This is a genomic window from Nostoc sp. (genome assembly GCF_036917775.1).
Taxonomy (GTDB): domain Bacteria; phylum Cyanobacteriota; class Cyanobacteriia; order Cyanobacteriales; family Nostocaceae; genus Nostoc.
The window spans coordinates 38,053-55,077 of record NZ_JBALEQ010000053.1; the positions used below are offsets into that span (position 1 = coordinate 38,053).

At 43.4% G+C, this 17,025-nt stretch carries 15 protein-coding genes; 9 read left to right on the plus strand and 6 right to left on the minus strand.

Annotation, left to right across the window (positions count from 1 at the left end; genetic code table 11):
• Positions 1-43 precede the first annotated feature (43 nt).
• Positions 44-1,087 (minus strand): oxygen-dependent coproporphyrinogen oxidase, encoded by a 1,044-nt coding sequence (hemF, locus tag V7K69_RS08490; RefSeq protein WP_335033214.1) that lies wholly within the window; start codon positions 1,085-1,087, stop codon positions 44-46.
• Positions 1,088-1,395: 308 nt separating this feature from the next.
• On the opposite strand from hemF, the gene V7K69_RS08495 reads away from it, so the two are divergent.
• From V7K69_RS08495 to V7K69_RS08530, 8 genes are all read left to right on the plus strand, one after another.
• Positions 1,396-1,920: an SRPBCC family protein gene (locus tag V7K69_RS08495; protein ID WP_335033216.1), complete on the plus strand. Its 525-nt coding sequence runs from the start codon at positions 1,396-1,398 to the stop codon at positions 1,918-1,920.
• Positions 1,921-2,234: 314 nt separating this feature from the next.
• The gene (locus V7K69_RS08500) at positions 2,235-3,305 is read left to right on the plus strand and encodes an Mrp/NBP35 family ATP-binding protein (protein ID WP_335033219.1); all 1,071 of its coding nucleotides are present in this window, start codon (positions 2,235-2,237) and stop codon (positions 3,303-3,305) included.
• Positions 3,306-3,453: 148 nt separating this feature from the next.
• The gene (gene rodA, locus V7K69_RS08505; protein ID WP_335033221.1) at positions 3,454-4,767 is read left to right on the plus strand and encodes a rod shape-determining protein RodA; all 1,314 of its coding nucleotides are present in this window, start codon (positions 3,454-3,456) and stop codon (positions 4,765-4,767) included.
• Between the two features lie 101 nt (positions 4,768-4,868).
• On the plus strand, positions 4,869-5,066 hold the full coding sequence (locus V7K69_RS08510; RefSeq protein WP_012411449.1) for an NAD(P)H dehydrogenase subunit NdhS: 198 nt from the start codon (positions 4,869-4,871) through the stop codon (positions 5,064-5,066).
• A 96-nt stretch (positions 5,067-5,162) separates the two neighbouring features.
• Positions 5,163-5,819, plus strand: coding sequence for an HAS-barrel domain-containing protein (locus V7K69_RS08515; protein WP_335033222.1), 657 nt, complete (start codon positions 5,163-5,165; stop codon positions 5,817-5,819).
• A gap of 142 nt (positions 5,820-5,961) precedes the next feature.
• Positions 5,962-8,100 (plus strand): cation:proton antiporter domain-containing protein, encoded by a 2,139-nt coding sequence (locus tag V7K69_RS08520; RefSeq protein WP_335033263.1) that lies wholly within the window; start codon positions 5,962-5,964, stop codon positions 8,098-8,100.
• Positions 8,101-8,520: 420 nt separating this feature from the next.
• Positions 8,521-9,471 carry a UDP-glucuronic acid decarboxylase family protein gene (locus V7K69_RS08525; protein WP_335033223.1) on the plus strand — a complete coding sequence of 317 codons (951 nt, stop codon included), beginning with the start codon at positions 8,521-8,523 and terminating at the stop codon, positions 9,469-9,471.
• Between the two features lie 154 nt (positions 9,472-9,625).
• Complete coding sequence (locus V7K69_RS08530; RefSeq protein ID WP_335033224.1) at positions 9,626-11,017, plus strand: UDP-glucose dehydrogenase family protein; 1,392 nt, start codon at positions 9,626-9,628, stop codon at positions 11,015-11,017.
• Between the two features lie 408 nt (positions 11,018-11,425).
• Here the strand turns inward: V7K69_RS08530 and V7K69_RS08535 are convergent, their stop codons facing one another.
• The 5 genes from V7K69_RS08535 to glyA form a co-directional block, all read right to left on the minus strand.
• Positions 11,426-12,220, minus strand: a complete 795-nt coding sequence (locus V7K69_RS08535; RefSeq protein WP_335033226.1) for an LmeA family phospholipid-binding protein — start codon at positions 12,218-12,220, stop codon at positions 11,426-11,428.
• A gap of 314 nt (positions 12,221-12,534) precedes the next feature.
• Positions 12,535-12,954 carry a type II toxin-antitoxin system VapC family toxin gene (locus V7K69_RS08540; protein ID WP_335033228.1) on the minus strand — a complete coding sequence of 140 codons (420 nt, stop codon included), beginning with the start codon at positions 12,952-12,954 and terminating at the stop codon, positions 12,535-12,537.
• Positions 12,941-13,201 carry a CopG family transcriptional regulator gene (locus V7K69_RS08545; RefSeq protein WP_335033230.1) on the minus strand — a complete coding sequence of 87 codons (261 nt, stop codon included), beginning with the start codon at positions 13,199-13,201 and terminating at the stop codon, positions 12,941-12,943. The genes V7K69_RS08540 and V7K69_RS08545 overlap by 14 nt, the downstream gene beginning before the upstream one ends.
• 48 nt (positions 13,202-13,249) lie before the next feature.
• On the minus strand, positions 13,250-14,500 hold the full coding sequence (locus tag V7K69_RS08550; RefSeq protein ID WP_335033232.1) for a competence/damage-inducible protein A: 1,251 nt from the start codon (positions 14,498-14,500) through the stop codon (positions 13,250-13,252).
• Between the two features lie 145 nt (positions 14,501-14,645).
• On the minus strand, positions 14,646-15,929 hold the full coding sequence (glyA, locus tag V7K69_RS08555; RefSeq protein WP_335033234.1) for a serine hydroxymethyltransferase: 1,284 nt from the start codon (positions 15,927-15,929) through the stop codon (positions 14,646-14,648).
• A 347-nt stretch (positions 15,930-16,276) separates the two neighbouring features.
• Between glyA and V7K69_RS08560 the strand changes: the two genes are divergently transcribed.
• Positions 16,277-17,023, plus strand: a complete 747-nt coding sequence (locus tag V7K69_RS08560) for a hypothetical protein (protein ID WP_335033236.1) — start codon at positions 16,277-16,279, stop codon at positions 17,021-17,023.
• The last annotated feature ends 2 nt before the right edge of the window (positions 17,024-17,025 follow it).

Here is a 17,025-nt window from a genome sequence, read left to right on the forward strand (position 1 = left end):
CTAACTCCGCACAGGCTAAAAGCTCCGCTACCGCTAACAAGCACTATTGAGGTGGTGTCCAGTTAATCCAATCTTGAGGCTTAAGGAAGGTTTCATACAACTCGGCTTCGGGGGAATTGGGTTCCGGTTGATAGCCGTATTCCCAGCGCACTAAAGGTGGTAGGGACATGAGAATTGATTCGGTGCGTCCGTTGGTTTGCAGACCAAAAATAGTACCTCGGTCATAAACCAAGTTAAATTCTACATACCGTCCCCGGCGATAGAGTTGAAAATTCCGTTGGCGATCGCCATATTCCATCCCATGTCGCCGTTCTACAATAGGTACGTAGGCTGGTAAAAATGCTCTGCCACAGTCTTGCACAAAAGCAAACAAATCTTCCCAATTGCGGGTTTCTGGTGTTCCCACCTGGTTGCTATGAATAGCTGCTTCCCCATCGGGGTTTGGCCCGCGATATAAAGCACCTTGACCATCTTGGTAATCAAAAAACAGACCACCTACACCCCGTGTCTCATCACGATGCTTGAGGTAAAAATATTCATCACACCACTTCTTAAATACTTGGTAATAATCTGGGTGGTGTTTGTCACAAGCTTGTTTTAATGTTTTGTGTAAATGTGCCGCATCTTCGGCAAACGGGTAATAAGGTGTCAAGTCAAGACCGCCACCAAACCACCACACGGGCCCCGCTTCAAAGTAGCGATAATTTAGATGAACTGTGGGCACGTAAGGATTGTGAGGATGTAACACCATTGAAGTACCCGTGGCATAAAAGCCATGTCCTGCGGCTTCAGGGCGTTGGGTTAAAATTGAGGCTGGCAAATGGGAACCCCAAACTTCAGAAAAGTTTACACCTGCTTGTTCAAATATTGCACCTTCTCGCAGCACGCGCGATCGCCCTCCACCCCCTTCAGGGCGTTCCCAACTATCTTCATTAAACTTAGCCACACCATCTAGTTTTGCCAATGATTCAGTAATTTCGTCTTGCAGTTGTTTCATAAACTGACTGACTCTCATCTGAGCGCCAGGTGCTGGCAAAGACTTGGATGATTCTACTGCTACAGTTGGTGTTTGCGAGTTGGTCAACATAGATTCCCGAACCTAAATTACAATTTCCAGAAAGCCACAAATTTCTTAATTTTAAAAATTTGGGGGAAACACGCGCCAAAAATCAAGCTCTATTTGCACAACCCGCTTTTTTCTTACTGGTTAAGCATTTATACGATTGATGGCCATCACTAGAGTTATTTTCCCTCAAATGCGTATAGGCTTGTATATTGACTGAGTTTTATTTTGTTAATTTTAACTATTTCGCTCATTTGGTACTTCAGCAACTGAGCGTAGTTGCACACAATACCAGAGTTGCCAGAAAGTGTCTAGGGAGGAGGATTAGGAAAATGCAAGATTGGTTATCCAAATTCATCCACCGCAAACGTCGTCGGTTTTGCGCTTCTCTGGTGCGGACGTATCGAGAGATTAGTTCTGCTTCTGTAGATGAACTATGGCAAAAAGTCGCTGACTTAACAGATGTTTCCTGGCATCCACTACTTAAGAGTACTAATGTACCCTACGGATTAGTACCGAAACCAGGATTGATTTTTCATGCTGTAACACGCTTTTCACCAATTCCCATCCGTATTTTTGTGGAGCGTGTCAGTCACAAGGAGATGCTGAGTATCCGAGTCCTGGCAATTCCAGGGATAGAGGAACGGGTGACTTATCAAGTAGAGTCAACTGTTTGTGGTACTTGTTTATCTTATTCTGTAACGCTACGGGGGTGGTTATCGCCCCTGATTTGGTCTTTATCCCGTCCTTATGTAGACCGAGTAGCACGGTCTTTAGTAGAAGCAGCAGAAAAGACGGCATTACCAACGGTATCTGGGAAGAAGAAATCTCTTGATGACAGTTGTTTTGATTTTTAGGTAAAGGGGATTGGGGAGCAAAGGAGTGTGGGGAGTGTGGGGAGTGTGGGGAGTGTGGGGAGTGTGGGGGTAAGACTTCTTCCCCATCCTCCCACACCTCCCACACCCCTTAGATTTCTCACAAGTGAGAAATCCAGGCTAATGCCCAATGCCCAAAGAAAGTTAAGATTCTATTAGGTAATAATGCCATTTGCTAAGTTTGATTACGGCATTGACAGTGAAAACACTAAGCTGACCTTACTTAAGAAAACATCGAGTTAATAGCTAAGATGTTCGCCACAAGTGTATTTATTCATTTTGAATTTTAAATTTTTATGTACGATGTCCTCGATTCTCGCTCTGTCCTAGAAATTTTGCGTCCAGTGGAAGACCCAGAACTCCGCAAAAGTCTGGTGGAACTGAATATGATTCGCAACGTCAAAATTGACGGTGGCAAGGTTAGTTTCACTTTAGTGTTGACCACTCCTGCCTGTCCTTTACGTGAATTTATCGTCGAAGACTGTCAGAAAGCTGTCAAAAAACTCCCAGGCGTTACAGATGTCAGCATAGAAGTAACCGCAGAAACACCCCAACAAAAAAGTTTGCCTGACCGCACTGGTATTTCTGGGGTGAAAAATATCATTGCTGTTTCCAGTGGCAAAGGTGGCGTTGGTAAAAGTACGGTGGCGGTGAATGTAGCAGTAGCTCTAGCTCAAACTGGGGCGAAAGTTGGCTTGTTAGACGCTGATATTTACGGCCCCAACGATCCCACTATGCTGGGTCTAGCTGATGCCCAAATTGTGGTGCGTTCCACTGAAACAGGTGATATTCTGGAGCCTGCTTTTAATCACGGTGTCAAATTAGTTTCAATGGGCTTTTTGATTGACCGAGATCAACCAGTCATTTGGCGGGGGCCTATGCTCAATGGCGTAATTCGCCAGTTTCTCTATCAAGTGCAATGGGGAGAACTGGATTATTTGATTGTAGATATGCCACCGGGAACCGGAGATGCTCAGTTAACTTTAACTCAAGCAGTGCCAATGGCCGGGGCGGTAATTGTCACCACGCCGCAAACTGTAGCCCTATTAGATTCTCGCAAGGGATTACGGATGTTCCAGCAGATGAATGTCCCGGTATTGGGGATTGTGGAAAATATGAGCTATTTTATCCCCCCCGATCAACCAGATAAACACTATGACATCTTTGGTTCTGGTGGAGGCTCCAAAACTGCCACCGAATTGGGAGTACCACTGTTGGGGTGCGTACCGCTAGAAATTTCCACACGAGTTGGTGGTGACAGTGGTGTGCCGATAGTTGTTGGCGATCCAGATTCAGCTTCGGCAAAAGCATTAACTGCGATCGCTCTTACCATTGCTGGTAAAGTATCAGTTGCTGCGTTGACATAATTAATTTTAATTTCTATCTGCTTCCTGGGCTATGTACTGGGAATACTAGGGACTGGAGATTGGGGACAAAGGAGTAGGGGAAGCAGAGGCGAAATAACCAATTCCCAATTCCCAATTCCCAACAATTAAAAAAGTCTAAATTGGCACAATGTTATTAAAACGATCGCTCCCCAAAATTCGCTGGAAGTCTTGGGTTAAGCCCTGGCAAAATGTAGATTGGCTACTATTTTGTTTGCCAGTTGCTATCAGTATCTTTGGTGGCATCATGATTCTCAGTACGGAACTGAAGCAGCCAGTAACTGATTGGTGGTGGCACTGGATGGTAGCGGGTATCGGCGTGGTTATAGCCCTATTGTTATCTCGCATCCGCTACGAATTCTTAATGCAGTGGCACTGGGTAACATACTCACTAACGAATTTCAGCTTAATTGCGGTGATGATAGCTGGTACTAGCGCTAAAGGGGCACAGAGGTGGATTAGTATCGCTGGCTTTAACGTGCAACCCTCAGAATTTGCCAAAGTCGGCATGATCGTTACCTTAGCAGCTTTGCTACACAGGCGTACTGCTTCTAGCCTTGAAGGTGTTTTCCGAGTTCTGGCAATTACCGCCATACCTTGGGGATTAGTATTTTTGCAACCAGATTTAGCAACATCATTGGTATTTGGTGCGATCGTCTTAGGAATGCTTTATTGGGCAAATGCTAACCCAGGCTGGTTAATTCTGCTGATTTCTCCTGTGGTTGCAGCCATTTTGTTTAGTATATCTTGGCCTTTATCAGAGCCAATAATTTTATTCAAAGAACTATCTTTTGGCCCATTGGGAATAGTTTGGTCATTTGCGATGGCTATTTTGGGCTGGCAAACTCTCCCTTGGCGTAGATTTGGTTGCAGTGCGATCGGCGCGTGGACTCTCAATATACTGGGTGGCGAATTAGGAGTCTTCGCTTGGAACCATATTCTAAAACCATATCAAAAAGCTCGGCTAACTGTATTCATGGATCCCGATCACGATCCACTGGGTGCTGGGTATCACTTAATCCAATCTCGTATTGCCATTGGTGCTGGTGAAATTTGGGGATGGGGTCTGTTCAAGGGGCCAATGACGCAACTGAATTTTGTACCCGAACAGCATACAGACTTTATTTTCTCCGCAGTCGGAGAAGAATTCGGTTTTGTTGGTTGTTTGTTAGTGCTGTTTGTCTTCTGCTTAATTTGCCTCCGTCTGCTGCATGTTGCCCAAACCGCCAAAGATAACTTTGGTTCCTTGCTGGCTATTGGCGTTTTATCTATGATCGTGTTTCAGGTGATTGTGAACGTTGGCATGACTGTAGGTCTAGCACCTGTGGCAGGAATACCTTTACCTTGGATGAGTTATGGGCGTTCTGCTATGCTGACCAACTTCATTTCCTTGGGAATAGTAGAATCGGTAGCAAATTTTCGCCAAAGGCAGAAGTATTATTGATTCGTCATTAGTCATTGGTCATTAGTCATTTGTAAGAACCAACGACAAATGACTAATAACAAGTATTAAGCTATTAAAAGGAAACAAGCGAGGCTAAAAACATGATTCTGCCTGGAGCAACTGTTCGCGTCAAGAATCCCGCAGATACCTATTATCGCTACGAAGGACTCGTGCAACGACTGACCGATGGCAAAGTAGCCGTATTATTTGAAGGTGGTAACTGGGATAAATTAGTTACCTTTCGCCTGAGCGAATTGGAACTTGTAGAGACCATAGCCGGACGTAAAAAAGCCAAATAACACTTAGTTAGGAATGAGAAGTTAGGAGTTAGGAGTTATGATTCCTCAACTCCTAACTCCTAACTCCTAACTCTTAACTCAGCACTCAGCACTCCCATGCGCCTCCCACTACCACAGTTTGCTACTGGCGATCGCCATCCCAACCACATTGCGGAGGTGATTGAGACTACTAGTACCGAATTTTTAGCTCAGTGTTTAGAACCAGAAGATTTAAGCTTTCCTTCCATGCCACCCTTTGGTAGTTGGGTTTGTTCTGTAGATGAAGAATCTGGTAATCAAGTTTATGCTGTGGTATATTATGCCACTACTATGCCTATAGATTCTGTACACAGGGCTAGGGCTTTGGGGTTGTCATTGCAAGACTTACGCGAGGAACAACCCCAGATATTTGCCATGTTGAGAACAGAATTTCGGGCTGCAATCGTAGGATTTGAACAATCTTCCCAGAATCAAGGTTATAACCAAAGAATATATCAGTATCTACCACCCCGTCCCCCGCAAATTCATCAAGCTGTTTATCGGTGTGAACCAGAAGCGATCGTTAAATTTACTGAAGAACTAAATTTTTTGCGGACACTACTTTGTATTAATGGTGCGCCAGTCGAGTCCTTGACCGCAGCTGCTATTCGAGATGTATACCAGTTACGCAAAGCTGACCGAGAATGGCTAATTAAAGCTGGGCGTAACCTAAGTGTGCTACTTAAAGACGACTACGATCGCTTGCGGTTTATTTTAAGTCAAATCCATCCGTAGGTAGTTAGTTCTTAGACAATTGCCTAGTTAGTGTAAGTTAATATTTTTAATTTTTCGTCAGGTGGCTTACCCATTTTATATCCATCAGGCGATCGCCCCAAGGTAATCGCAGTTTTACCATAGCCCCTTCAATTCCTACATGATGGAACTCATATCACAAGTTCTTGTTCTGGAACCAACTTCCCAAGTTCTTGGCAAGGAACCAATTGTTCCCTTTGCTATTTTGCTGGTGGTTATCTTAGTTATCCCGATCATGTTTGAGCGGCTAAGATTACCAGGATTAGTGGGTTTGGTTTTCTCCGGGCTAGTACTTGGGCCTTCAGGCTGGAATTTATTTCAGTCTGACTCACCGATGATTAACCTACTATCAGATATTGGGTTAATTTATTTACTCTTTGTCGCAGGGCTAGAAGTTGATCTCGAAAAGTTCCGTCGCCAAAAAAGTCGTGCCTTTGGGTTTGCTAGCTTGACTTTCATGGTTCCCTTGATAATAGGAAGCTTAGTAGGGCTGATTTTAGGCTATGGCTGGAATACTTCAATTTTAATTGGCTCTTTATTCACTTCCTATACTCTTTTGGCATATCCCATAATCAGCCGTTTGGGAGTAGTAAATAATAAAGCTATTACTGTTGTCATTGGAGCCAAGATTTTTACAGATATTGGGGCAGTACTGATCTTAGGCGTTTGTGTAGGCATCACTCATGCTGGAGCATTCAGCTTTGCTAAACTACTCACCTTGTCGGGTTGGTTAATTATTTACTCTGTTGCCGTTGTTACAGGCTTTGATTGGGCAGGTAAGGAATTTTTCAAGCGGTCTGGAGATGATGAAGGAAACAAGTTTTTGTTTGTATTACTTTCCGTATTTCTGGCGGCTGTAGGCGCTCAATTGATTGGGGTAGAAAAAATAGTTGGTGCTTTTTTAGCGGGTTTGGCTGTGAATGAAGCTGTGGGTGAAGGCCCTGTCAAAGAAAAGGTGGTATTTATTGGCAGTGTGTTGTTTATTCCCATTTTCTTTGTTGACCTTGGCTTACTGATCAATCTATCCACCTTTGTGAACAACCTGGATACGCTCAAGTTAACGCTGTTGATGATAGTCGGTTTGATTGGCAGTAAATTGATTGCAGCATTGTTCACAAAACTGGTTTACCGCTACAAGTGGCAAGAAACGCTAACCATCTGGTCGCTATCACTTCCCCAGGTTGGTACAACCTTAGCAGCGACGTTAGTGGGATATCGAGCTGGGTTGCTGCCACTAGAAGTATTACACAGTGTCATTGTCTTAATGGTTGTCACATCAACTTTGGGGCCGTTGATAACCAGTCGAATAGCTGTTGGTTTGAATTCCTTACCAGAGGAAGATCCAGCACCACCTCTACCTGATCAGAATGCACCAGAGAGAGACAGCGCTTTTACGATAGTCGTACCTGTCTATAATCCTCATACCGAACAGCATTTAATTGAAATGGCAGCCTTATTAGCGCGTCAGTCTCAGGGAAAAATTATACCACTGGCGATCGCAACTGCTGCGGCTCAAATGGATGCACCACAGTTAGAAACTTCTCTACAACGCAGTGAGCAGTTATTGACCAAAGCCACGACACACAGTCGATTATTAGGTGTTACCGCAGAACCAATGCTGCGAATTGATGATGCCTTTGCTCAAGGAATTAGCCGAGCCGCCCGCGAACAAAAGGCTAATTTAATTGTGATGGGTTGGGGTAAACGGACTGGGTTACGAGCGCGTTTATTTGGGAATGTGATTGATGGTGTGCTTTGGGCATCCCATTGTCCAGTAGCAGTAACACGTCTAGTAGAATCACCGAAAAAAATTCAGCGCATCTTAGTACCAGTAGAAAACTTAACAGCACCCATATTACAGCCTGTACAATTTGCCCAGATGCTGGCAGAGGCTAATCAGAGCCACATTACTGTGTTAAATGTGTGCGATCGCCGCACGAGTTCCAGTAAAATTGCTTGGAGGCGATCGCACCTCTCCCTAATGGTATCTAATTTAGCTTTGGCTAATGCTCCAGAAATTCAAATTATCGCCCATGAAAATGTTGCCCAAGCAATTTTGCAGGCAGCACGATTATATGATTTAGTTGTTTTACCTTTTATACGCAATCGTACCAGTCCTGGAGGGTTAGCCATTAGCGATGTTACAACCCAGTTAGCCAGACAACTAACCTGCTCCATTGTCATGCTTGGAGAACCGCAGCGCACCCAAACCACAAATGCAGTTATGTCTAACACGGTTACTAGTATTACATCTGCTGTATAATATCAAGCAGATTTTAGTCTATCTGAGTGAACTGGGGCTGCGATCTGTATTCAAAAAAAGCTTTGCAACAAAAGAATTGACTGTAAGAATATATAGATATTCCTACAGTCAATTCTTTACTGCTTTGCATCCAACTGAGAACACCAATAACCGCAAAACACTTTATATTATTGAAGATTTGATGAACTTTAAGTAGAAGACTGACAATATTGAGACTAAGTTTGTTATTTTGCTAGTTAAATTATTAAAGAAGTAGGTAAAAACATCACAAGGTTATAACCTTAGAAAAATAAGTAAGTTCAACAATACTTTTTGATTAAGCCTTGTTCTTTTTTGAGTTCTGTATTTTTGTCCCCAAGCTGGGTAATCTAAAAGTAAGTGCAATAGGTACTGAAAATATTTGTAAGTAACTGGGAAACTATGAGAATTTTGGTGACGGGCGGTGCTGGGTTCATTGGTTCCCATCTCATCGACCGATTAATGAATGAAGGGCATGAATTAATATGCTTGGATAACTTTTACACTGGCCATAAACGTAACATTCTTAAGTGGTTAGGTCATCCGTACTTTGAACTTATCCGCCACGATATTACCGAACCAATTCGGTTAGAAGTAGATCAAATTTATCATTTAGCTTGTCCTGCTTCACCAGTACATTACCAGTACAACCCAGTTAAAACCGTTAAAACTAACGTCATGGGAACCCTGAATATGTTGGGGCTGGCTAAACGTGTGAAAGCTAGATTTTTCTTGGCTTCAACGAGTGAAGTATACGGAGATCCAGAAGTTCATCCCCAAACTGAAGAGTATCGGGGTAGCGTTAATCCCATTGGGATACGTTCATGCTACGACGAAGGTAAAAGAATTGCTGAGACTTTAGCATTTGATTACTACAGACAAAATAAAGTTGATATTCGAGTTGTGCGGATATTTAACACTTATGGCCCGAGAATGTTAGAAAACGATGGTCGGGTGGTGAGCAATTTTATAGTTCAAGCCTTGCGGGGTAATCCTTTAACCGTGTACGGAGATGGTTCGCAAACTCGGAGTTTCTGCTACGTTTCCGATTTGGTAGAAGGATTCATCCGCCTGATGAATAGCGAGTATATTGGCCCAATGAATTTGGGCAATCCTGGTGAATACACGATTTTACAGTTGGCACAAGCTGTGCAGAACATGATCAATCCAGATGCACAGATTAAATTCGAGCCACTACCTTCGGACGATCCCCGCCGTCGTCAGCCTGATATCACTAAGGCAAAGACTTGGTTAAATTGGGAACCTACCATTCCTCTGCAAGAGGGGTTAAAACTGACAATAGAAGATTTCCGCGATCGCATTCAAGGCGATGTCAATAATTCAACCAACTAAGTAGCGTAGCGCCTAGCGTTGCTCTGAATTCTCATGCAGGCTCACTCAAAGGGTAGCTGGTATGCTTAGTTACTGAGTTTTCTAACTGTGTGTTAAGTGTCATATTGATAACTTCTTTTTGAAGACTACACCAAAAAAATTAGGGAGTTAAAGAATGCGTGTTTGCGTAATTGGTACTGGCTACGTTGGTTTAGTTACAGGTGCTTGCTTGGCTCATATTGGGCATGATGTAATTTGCGTAGACAACAACGAAGAAAAAGTTAAGTTAATGAAGTCTGGACAGTCCCCAATTTTTGAGCCGGGACTCTCAGAAATTATGCAGTCTGCCATTCAAACACAGAAGATTCATTTTACAAGCGATCTTGCTGCTGGAGTTGCCCACGGTGAAATTCTGTTTATTGCGGTGGGAACACCACCTTTACCCACTGGTGAAAGTGATACTCGTTACGTCGAAGCTGTAGCCCGTGGGATTGGGGAAAATCTCAACGGTGGTTATAAAGTGATAGTGAATAAATCTACAGTCCCCATTGGCTCAGGTGACTGGGTACGGATGCTTGTTCTAGATGGTGTTGCAGAGCGTCAGAAAACACTGATACCCGCAGGTGGTGTGCCAAGTGATGATAAATTACCTGAGTTTGTAGCCGAGTTTGATGTAGTCAGCAATCCAGAGTTTTTGCGCGAAGGTTCGGCAGTTCACGACACTTTCAACCCCGATCGCATTGTACTAGGAGGCAATAGCCAAAGAGCAGTAGCCTTAATGCAACAACTGTATGCCCCAATTGTGGAACGCAAGTACGCTGAGGATCAATCTTTGCCCCCAGTGCCAATTCTGGCAACAGACTTGAGTTCGGCGGAAATGATTAAATACGCCGCTAATGCCTTCTTAGCCACTAAGATTAGTTTTATTAACGAAGTTGCTAATATTTGCGATCGCGTCGGTGCTGATGTCACCCAAGTAGCCAAAGGTATTGGTTTAGACTCCCGCATTGGTAACAAGTTTTTACAAGCTGGTATCGGTTGGGGTGGTTCCTGCTTTCCCAAAGATGTTTCGGCTCTGATTCACACTGCTGATGATTATGGTTATGAAGCCCAGCTAATGAAAGCTGCTGTCAGTGTTAACGAACGCCAACGCTTGATTGCTTTGGAGAAACTCCAACAAGTTCTGAAAATTCTCAAAGGCAAAACAGTCGGACTACTCGGACTGACTTTCAAGCCAGATACCGACGACTTGCGCGATGCTCCAGCCCTGATTTTAATTGAGCAGCTAAACAGACTAGGAGCCAAAGTTAAAGCTTACGATCCTATTATTTCCCAAACAGGTATGCGTCATGGTCTTTCTGGCGTGTTAGTAGAAACCGATGCCGAAAGATTAGCTGACGGCTGCGATGCCTTAGTACTCGTTACCGAATGGCAGCAGTTCAGCACTCTCGACTATGTGAAGATGGCAAAATTGATGGCTCACCCAGTTATCATTGATGGTCGTAACTTCCTCGACCCCGAAGCAATGATCCGGGCTGGATTCCAATATGTAGGCGTGGGAAGATAAAAAGTGATGAGCAATCAATAATGGATAAGAATTGCTTGCAATTTATAATCCATAATTCCTAACTCCAACTCTTTTAAAAACTGAAAGATTTACAATACCGCCTAGAACCATCTAGGCGGTATTTAATTTTGTTTTAGAGCTTTGCACAAAAATGCTAAAAAAACCTGAATTCGACTGCTTATTCATAATACAATACGGTTCATTTAAGGGCTATTGGCAAAAATTTTGGGGTTTTGAGACGCGATAAATCGCCGTCTCTACAAGTGTTTTGCTCTGAATCTTGACTACGTAAAATTGTCCCTCGCCGACTCGGAAAGGGACAGACTTGGACTTTAGTTCAAGGTAAGGAGAGGTTAGACGAACTTACATTAAAAATTTTACTTGCCTTATTTGCGTGAAACTATCATATTAAGCGCTATGTGGAATACGTTCAATTTCAGCATATCCACTGAAAATAAGTTTTTGACCTTCAGTTTCTAATCGGTTGAGCCGCATTTTCACTCCATCAAGGTCAAAACGATCCAAATCGACCATATTATCTAAAATTTCTACCAAAGCCACGCTCAAGGTTTGCGAGATTTCCCGTTGTGCTTCTGGCACTTGGTCAAGTTGAATTTTCGGATCTTTGAAAGAAACTCGCCGCCGCCTTTCAATACCTATAGTTAAAATCATGCTTAGAGGTACGAGTTCGCCATTGTTTAAATCTGCTTTTGCTACAAGCTGTAAGCGATTTTCTGGCAATAGCTGTATCTGAACATCCGTAAAGGAGATCGGTTCACCGCCAGATAATTCTGTCAGTGATGGCACGGTGAGATTAAGCAGGCGCTTTTTCACCAGTTCTGCATTAAAGGCTTGGTTTATGCCTGCTTCTGATAATATGACTTGAGCGATCGCTTGAGTGGGTTGCTTAAGGCTGAGTTTGCCACTTAAAACCGAGCCGAAGTCAATAGCCACCGCATCGGTTTCAAAAGACATCTCCTCCACCGCAAAATCTTTCCGAATCACTAAGCCACGACCACTCATTTTGAAGCTATCAATGCTGCCTTGCAAGAGCTTGCTGGAGGGGTAGCAGCGCACAAAGACTTCTACTGACTCGCTTTGGGTAAACAGGTGGCGAATCGTTTGGCTGGCGACCGTGTTGAGCATCCGCTCACCCCAATCAGTGCCTTTAGGATCTTGTAAACCAGTAAGTCCGCCGAACATGTGGTTTTGGGTCTCTAGAAGTTCTTTGTACTTTTGTAACAAATCATGAAGAATACAGCAAGCGATCCCGTGATTAATTGTGCTGATGGATAGGTATAGAATGGCTGATGGCTAATGATTATGTATAATTTATTACTAAACTTTTTATATTCGCATTAGACATGAAACAAAGTAGGAACTTGGAGTTTTGGGTCTCTAGAAGTTCTTTGTACTTTTGTAACAAACTCTGAAGAATACAGCAAGCGATCCTTGATTAATTGTGCTGATGGATAAGTATAGAATGACTGATGATTAGAAGTTAATTGTGTCAAATATTACTGATATACCATTAGATTTTCAAACGGATACTGATTTTTCCAACGGTAAGCATTAAAATCTCTGAAATCTATAGACAAAATTCTTCCATGCCCCAGATGTTCTGCCAAAAGTACTAACGAAGCATCGGCCAGATCCATTGGTAAGTTCGCATATTTTTCCATCAGTTCACAAATGCGTTTACCATGATGGGGTTGCAAATCAAAAACCGTAAAGGCTCCTAAAAATAAGTTATTAATCAAACTTACTTGGGCGTGGTTCCCCATCTTTGTTAGCAATAGATAGCAAGTTTCTGTAACGACAGCCCAAGTCGTAATCAGAGGTTCGTTGACATTGGTAAGTACTGTTATTGCTTGAGTATGGTAAAAGTCATTGCGATTTGCTAAGGCTAACCAAAAGCCAGTATCAACGATGATCATACTTAGCTTTCAAGCCATCTCTCAAAATTGATTTGTAATTTACAGATAGATCCGGATGTGTCTCACCGCAACCAATAAAGCCTGTTTGGGTGAGCATTGAGAAAGGATTCTTTTGCTCCTGCTGAAGCTGCTGGTAGTACAATTCGAGGGCAGATTTAATTACATCTGTTACTGCCTGATTAGTCTGGTGTTGAATAAAGGCTAGTTTGTCAGCATACTCGTCATCTAATCGCGCATTAATTCGCATGGTTAGGTTCGCTTGTCATACAAATGTATGACAAAGATAACATACCTTCTACCTCGTCAACAACTTCCGCCGCAGATTATCTAACGCTGCATTCGCACTTACATGACGAATTAAAGCGCGACCTCGCACTGTACCAAACTGATATTCAAAACTTGTCACTTCATCCTTTGGCCCAGCTAAACCAATGTAAACTAAACCCACCGGCTTTGTATCTGTCCCTCCAGTGGGGCCAGCAATACCAGTAATACTCAATCCCCAAGTTGTTGCAAGGCGGGTTTTAACTCCAACAGCCATTTGCTCTGCAACAGTAGCACTTACCGCCCCAAATTTATCTAAATCTTCCTGGTTAACCCCCAGCAGCTTAACCTTCACCGAATTGTCATAAGAAATTACGCCACCCCAAAAGTAATCAGAACTTCCAGAAATCTCAGTCAACATTTGCCCTAAACCGCCACCAGTGCAAGATTCTGCTACTGAAAGGGTTTCTTTTGATGCCCGCAATAACTCACCGACAACAGAAGCAGGAGTATCATTATTAACGCCGTAAAAATCCAATCCGGCAATTTCTTTAAGTTGTTTCTCAATAGGCGCAATTAGTTCTTCTGCGGCGGCTTCGGAAGTGGCTTTAGCAGAAACTCGCAATCTTACTTCCCCCTTACCTGCGTAAGGAGCGACTGTGGGATTTGGCAACTTCAAATAAGAAGAAACTTTTTCTGCCAAAGCGGATTCACCAATACCCCAAAACTTTAAACTCCGACTGTGAATAATTTCTTTACCCCAACCTTGACTTTTGAGAAATGGCATGGCTGTTTCTTCCCACATTGGGTACATTTCACTGGGAACACCGGGAAAGGTGAAAATTGTGATTTCAGGACGAGGTTGCCAAATGATACCGGGTGCTGTTCCTGTGGGGTTGGGGAGAATTTCTGCACCTTGGGGAATCAAAGCTTGCTTGCGGTTACTTGGTGACATAACCCAACCTCGTTGGGCGAATTTCTGGGTTATGTCTTCGATGATTTCTGGGTTTTCTACCAAAGGGGTTTTAAAAAAATCGGCGATGGTTTCGCAGGTGAGATCATCTGGTGTGGGGCCGAGTCCACCGGTGAAAATGAGAATTTGCGCTCTGGAAATAGCAATTTCTATAACTTGCTTCAACCGTTCTGGATTGTCCCCAACTACTGTTTGATAGTAGTGGGGAATACCTAGCTGCGCTAATTGTTGCGCCAAATATTGAGCATTGCCGTTGAGGATATCTCCTAGCAGCAATTCAGTACCAACACAAATAATTTCTGCACTCATTGGAATGGGGAATGGGGAATGGGTAATGGGAATGGGGAATTGGGAATTGGGGCAGGGGGAGCAGGGAGGCGGGGGAGAGGATTGATTTTTCCCATCTGCCCCCTGCACCCCGCCCCTCTGCCTCTTTTCCATACCCCATACCCAATTATGCTAGTGCTGGTACAGGAATTTCCAGGTGAGGATATAAGGGGAAGCGATCGCACAATGCTGCTACCCGTTGCCGACAATCTTGGGTTACTACGTCGGAATCTGGAGAAAGCAGGCGATCGCTAATAATATTTGCAATCTCGGTAAATTCTGCTACTCCTAAGCCCCGTGTAGTCATTGCTGGCGAACCTAACCTCAGACCACTGGTAACAAATGGCGATTGTGGATCGAAGGGAATAGTATTCTTGTTAGCAGTAATATTCACAGTGCTGACTAGCTGATCTGCCTGCTTACCAGTTAGATTTACAGAACGTAAATCAACGAGGAGTAAATGGTTATCAGTGCCATTTGACACTAATTTTAAACCCCGATTTTGTAGTTGTTCTGCCAAAGCACGAGTATTTTCAATTACTTGAGCAGAATAAGTTTTAAACTCAGGCTTTAGGGCTTCTCCAAAAGCCACTGCCTTACCAGCAATGACGTGTTCTAATGGTCCGCCCTGAGTTCCAGGAAAAACAGATTTATCTAGCTTTTTACCTAGTTCTGCATCACCAGTCAAAATTAAACCACCTCTAGGGCCGCGGAGAGTCTTATGTGTAGTTGTTGTTACTACATGACAATGAGGAATGGGATCGGGGTGAAGACCACTAGCAACTAAACCAGCGATATGAGCAATATCGGCAAGTAAGTAAGCGCCAATTTCATCAGCAATACTACGGAATTTTTCAAAATCAATTACACGGGGATAAGCCGAATAACCACAAATCAAGAGCTTAGGACGCTCCCTCAGCGCCAGCTCCCGAATTTGGTCGTAGTCAAGTTGTTCTGTTTGTTGACTGACACCGTAGTGGCTAACTTGAAACCACTTACCTGAGACATTTACAGGTGAACCGTGGGTGAGATGTCCCCCGTGAGACAAATCCATCCCCATAATTTTGTCCCCTGGTTGCAGCAGCGACAGGAACACTGCAAAATTGGCTTGTGCGCCAGAATGGGGTTGGACATTGGCATGAGCAGCGCCAAATATCTGTTTAGCACGATTGATCGCTAGTTGCTCGATTTTGTCAACATACTCACAACCGCCATAGTAGCGTTTACCAGGTAATCCCTCGGCATATTTATTTGTCAGTACTGAACCTTGAGCCGCCAGCACAGCAGCAGAGGTAAAGTTTTCGCTAGCAATCAACTCCAAGTGATCTCGCTGGCGTTGTAGTTCGTCGTTGATTAACTCCGCGATCGCTGGATCGGTGGAGGAAAGAAAGTCTGAATTAGTCCTAGTCACTTCAATTATCCTTATGGAAATTTGTACAACGGTTGATTTTTGTTGGGTACAGCACCTAACAGCTTTATAGAGCCGATTAATCGTCTCCGTATTCTAGAGGTTTGTTTGTGCCAACTTATTTATTATTAGGCGTAAGCTTGATTAATGCATTAATTATCATAACGTTGCTTTTTGAAGCTGCACTAAATGAAACTTCTGGCGACACCAAATAGCTCGTCGGAGACATCGATCCTCGGTTGGACAAAAAGCTGAACACTTGGGCAATTAACTGTCGGTAATACAACCCTTGCGGAACATGGCTATGAAGTTCTACCCTGGAAAGCTTAAGCAGTCAAAATTGTGGAAAAATGAAAAATTCTTTGAAACTTACCTTTGACAGTGGACAAACAGCATTAGCTATTCGAGTTGATCAACAAGCCGAATTACCAGATGCTCTTGAGCGAATAGGGCTTGGCGGTTCACATTCTATTTTAGTAGTGGTAGGGGGTGCAAGTAAAATCAGCGAAGCCGATTTTCTTCGTATTAAACGGTTGTTTACGGAAGTTTTAGCCCCCATAGCCGAAAGTTTGGGTGCTTATGTTGTCGATGGAGGTACGGATGCGGGAGTTATGCAATTGATGGGTGAGGCTCGTACTCAAATAGGTGCTAAGTTTGCTTTGATTGGTGTAACGCCTGAAAATAAAGTGGCTTTACCTAATCAACAAGAACCTGATGCTGATTTAACACCGTTAGAGCCAAACCATACTCATTTTGTACTGGTTCCTGGCGATAATTGGGGCGACGAATCACCTTGGATATCTGGCGTTGCAACTGTGCTGGCAAATAATGCACCTTCTGTCACTGTACTTTTAAATGGTGGTGAGATCACCTTTGATGATGCGTTTTCTAGCGTTAAGACTGGAAGGTTAGTTGTTGTGATTGCTGGTAGTGGTAGAACCGCAGATATCCTTGCCGATGCTTTGCGTGGAGAGGGTACTGATGAGAGAGCTAAAAAGTTGGCAAAATCTGGTATATTACAATACGTCAACTTGATTGACATAGAGAATGGGGTTAAAAATTTAGGCCAAATAATTAAAGATTTGCTTTCTAATTAGGA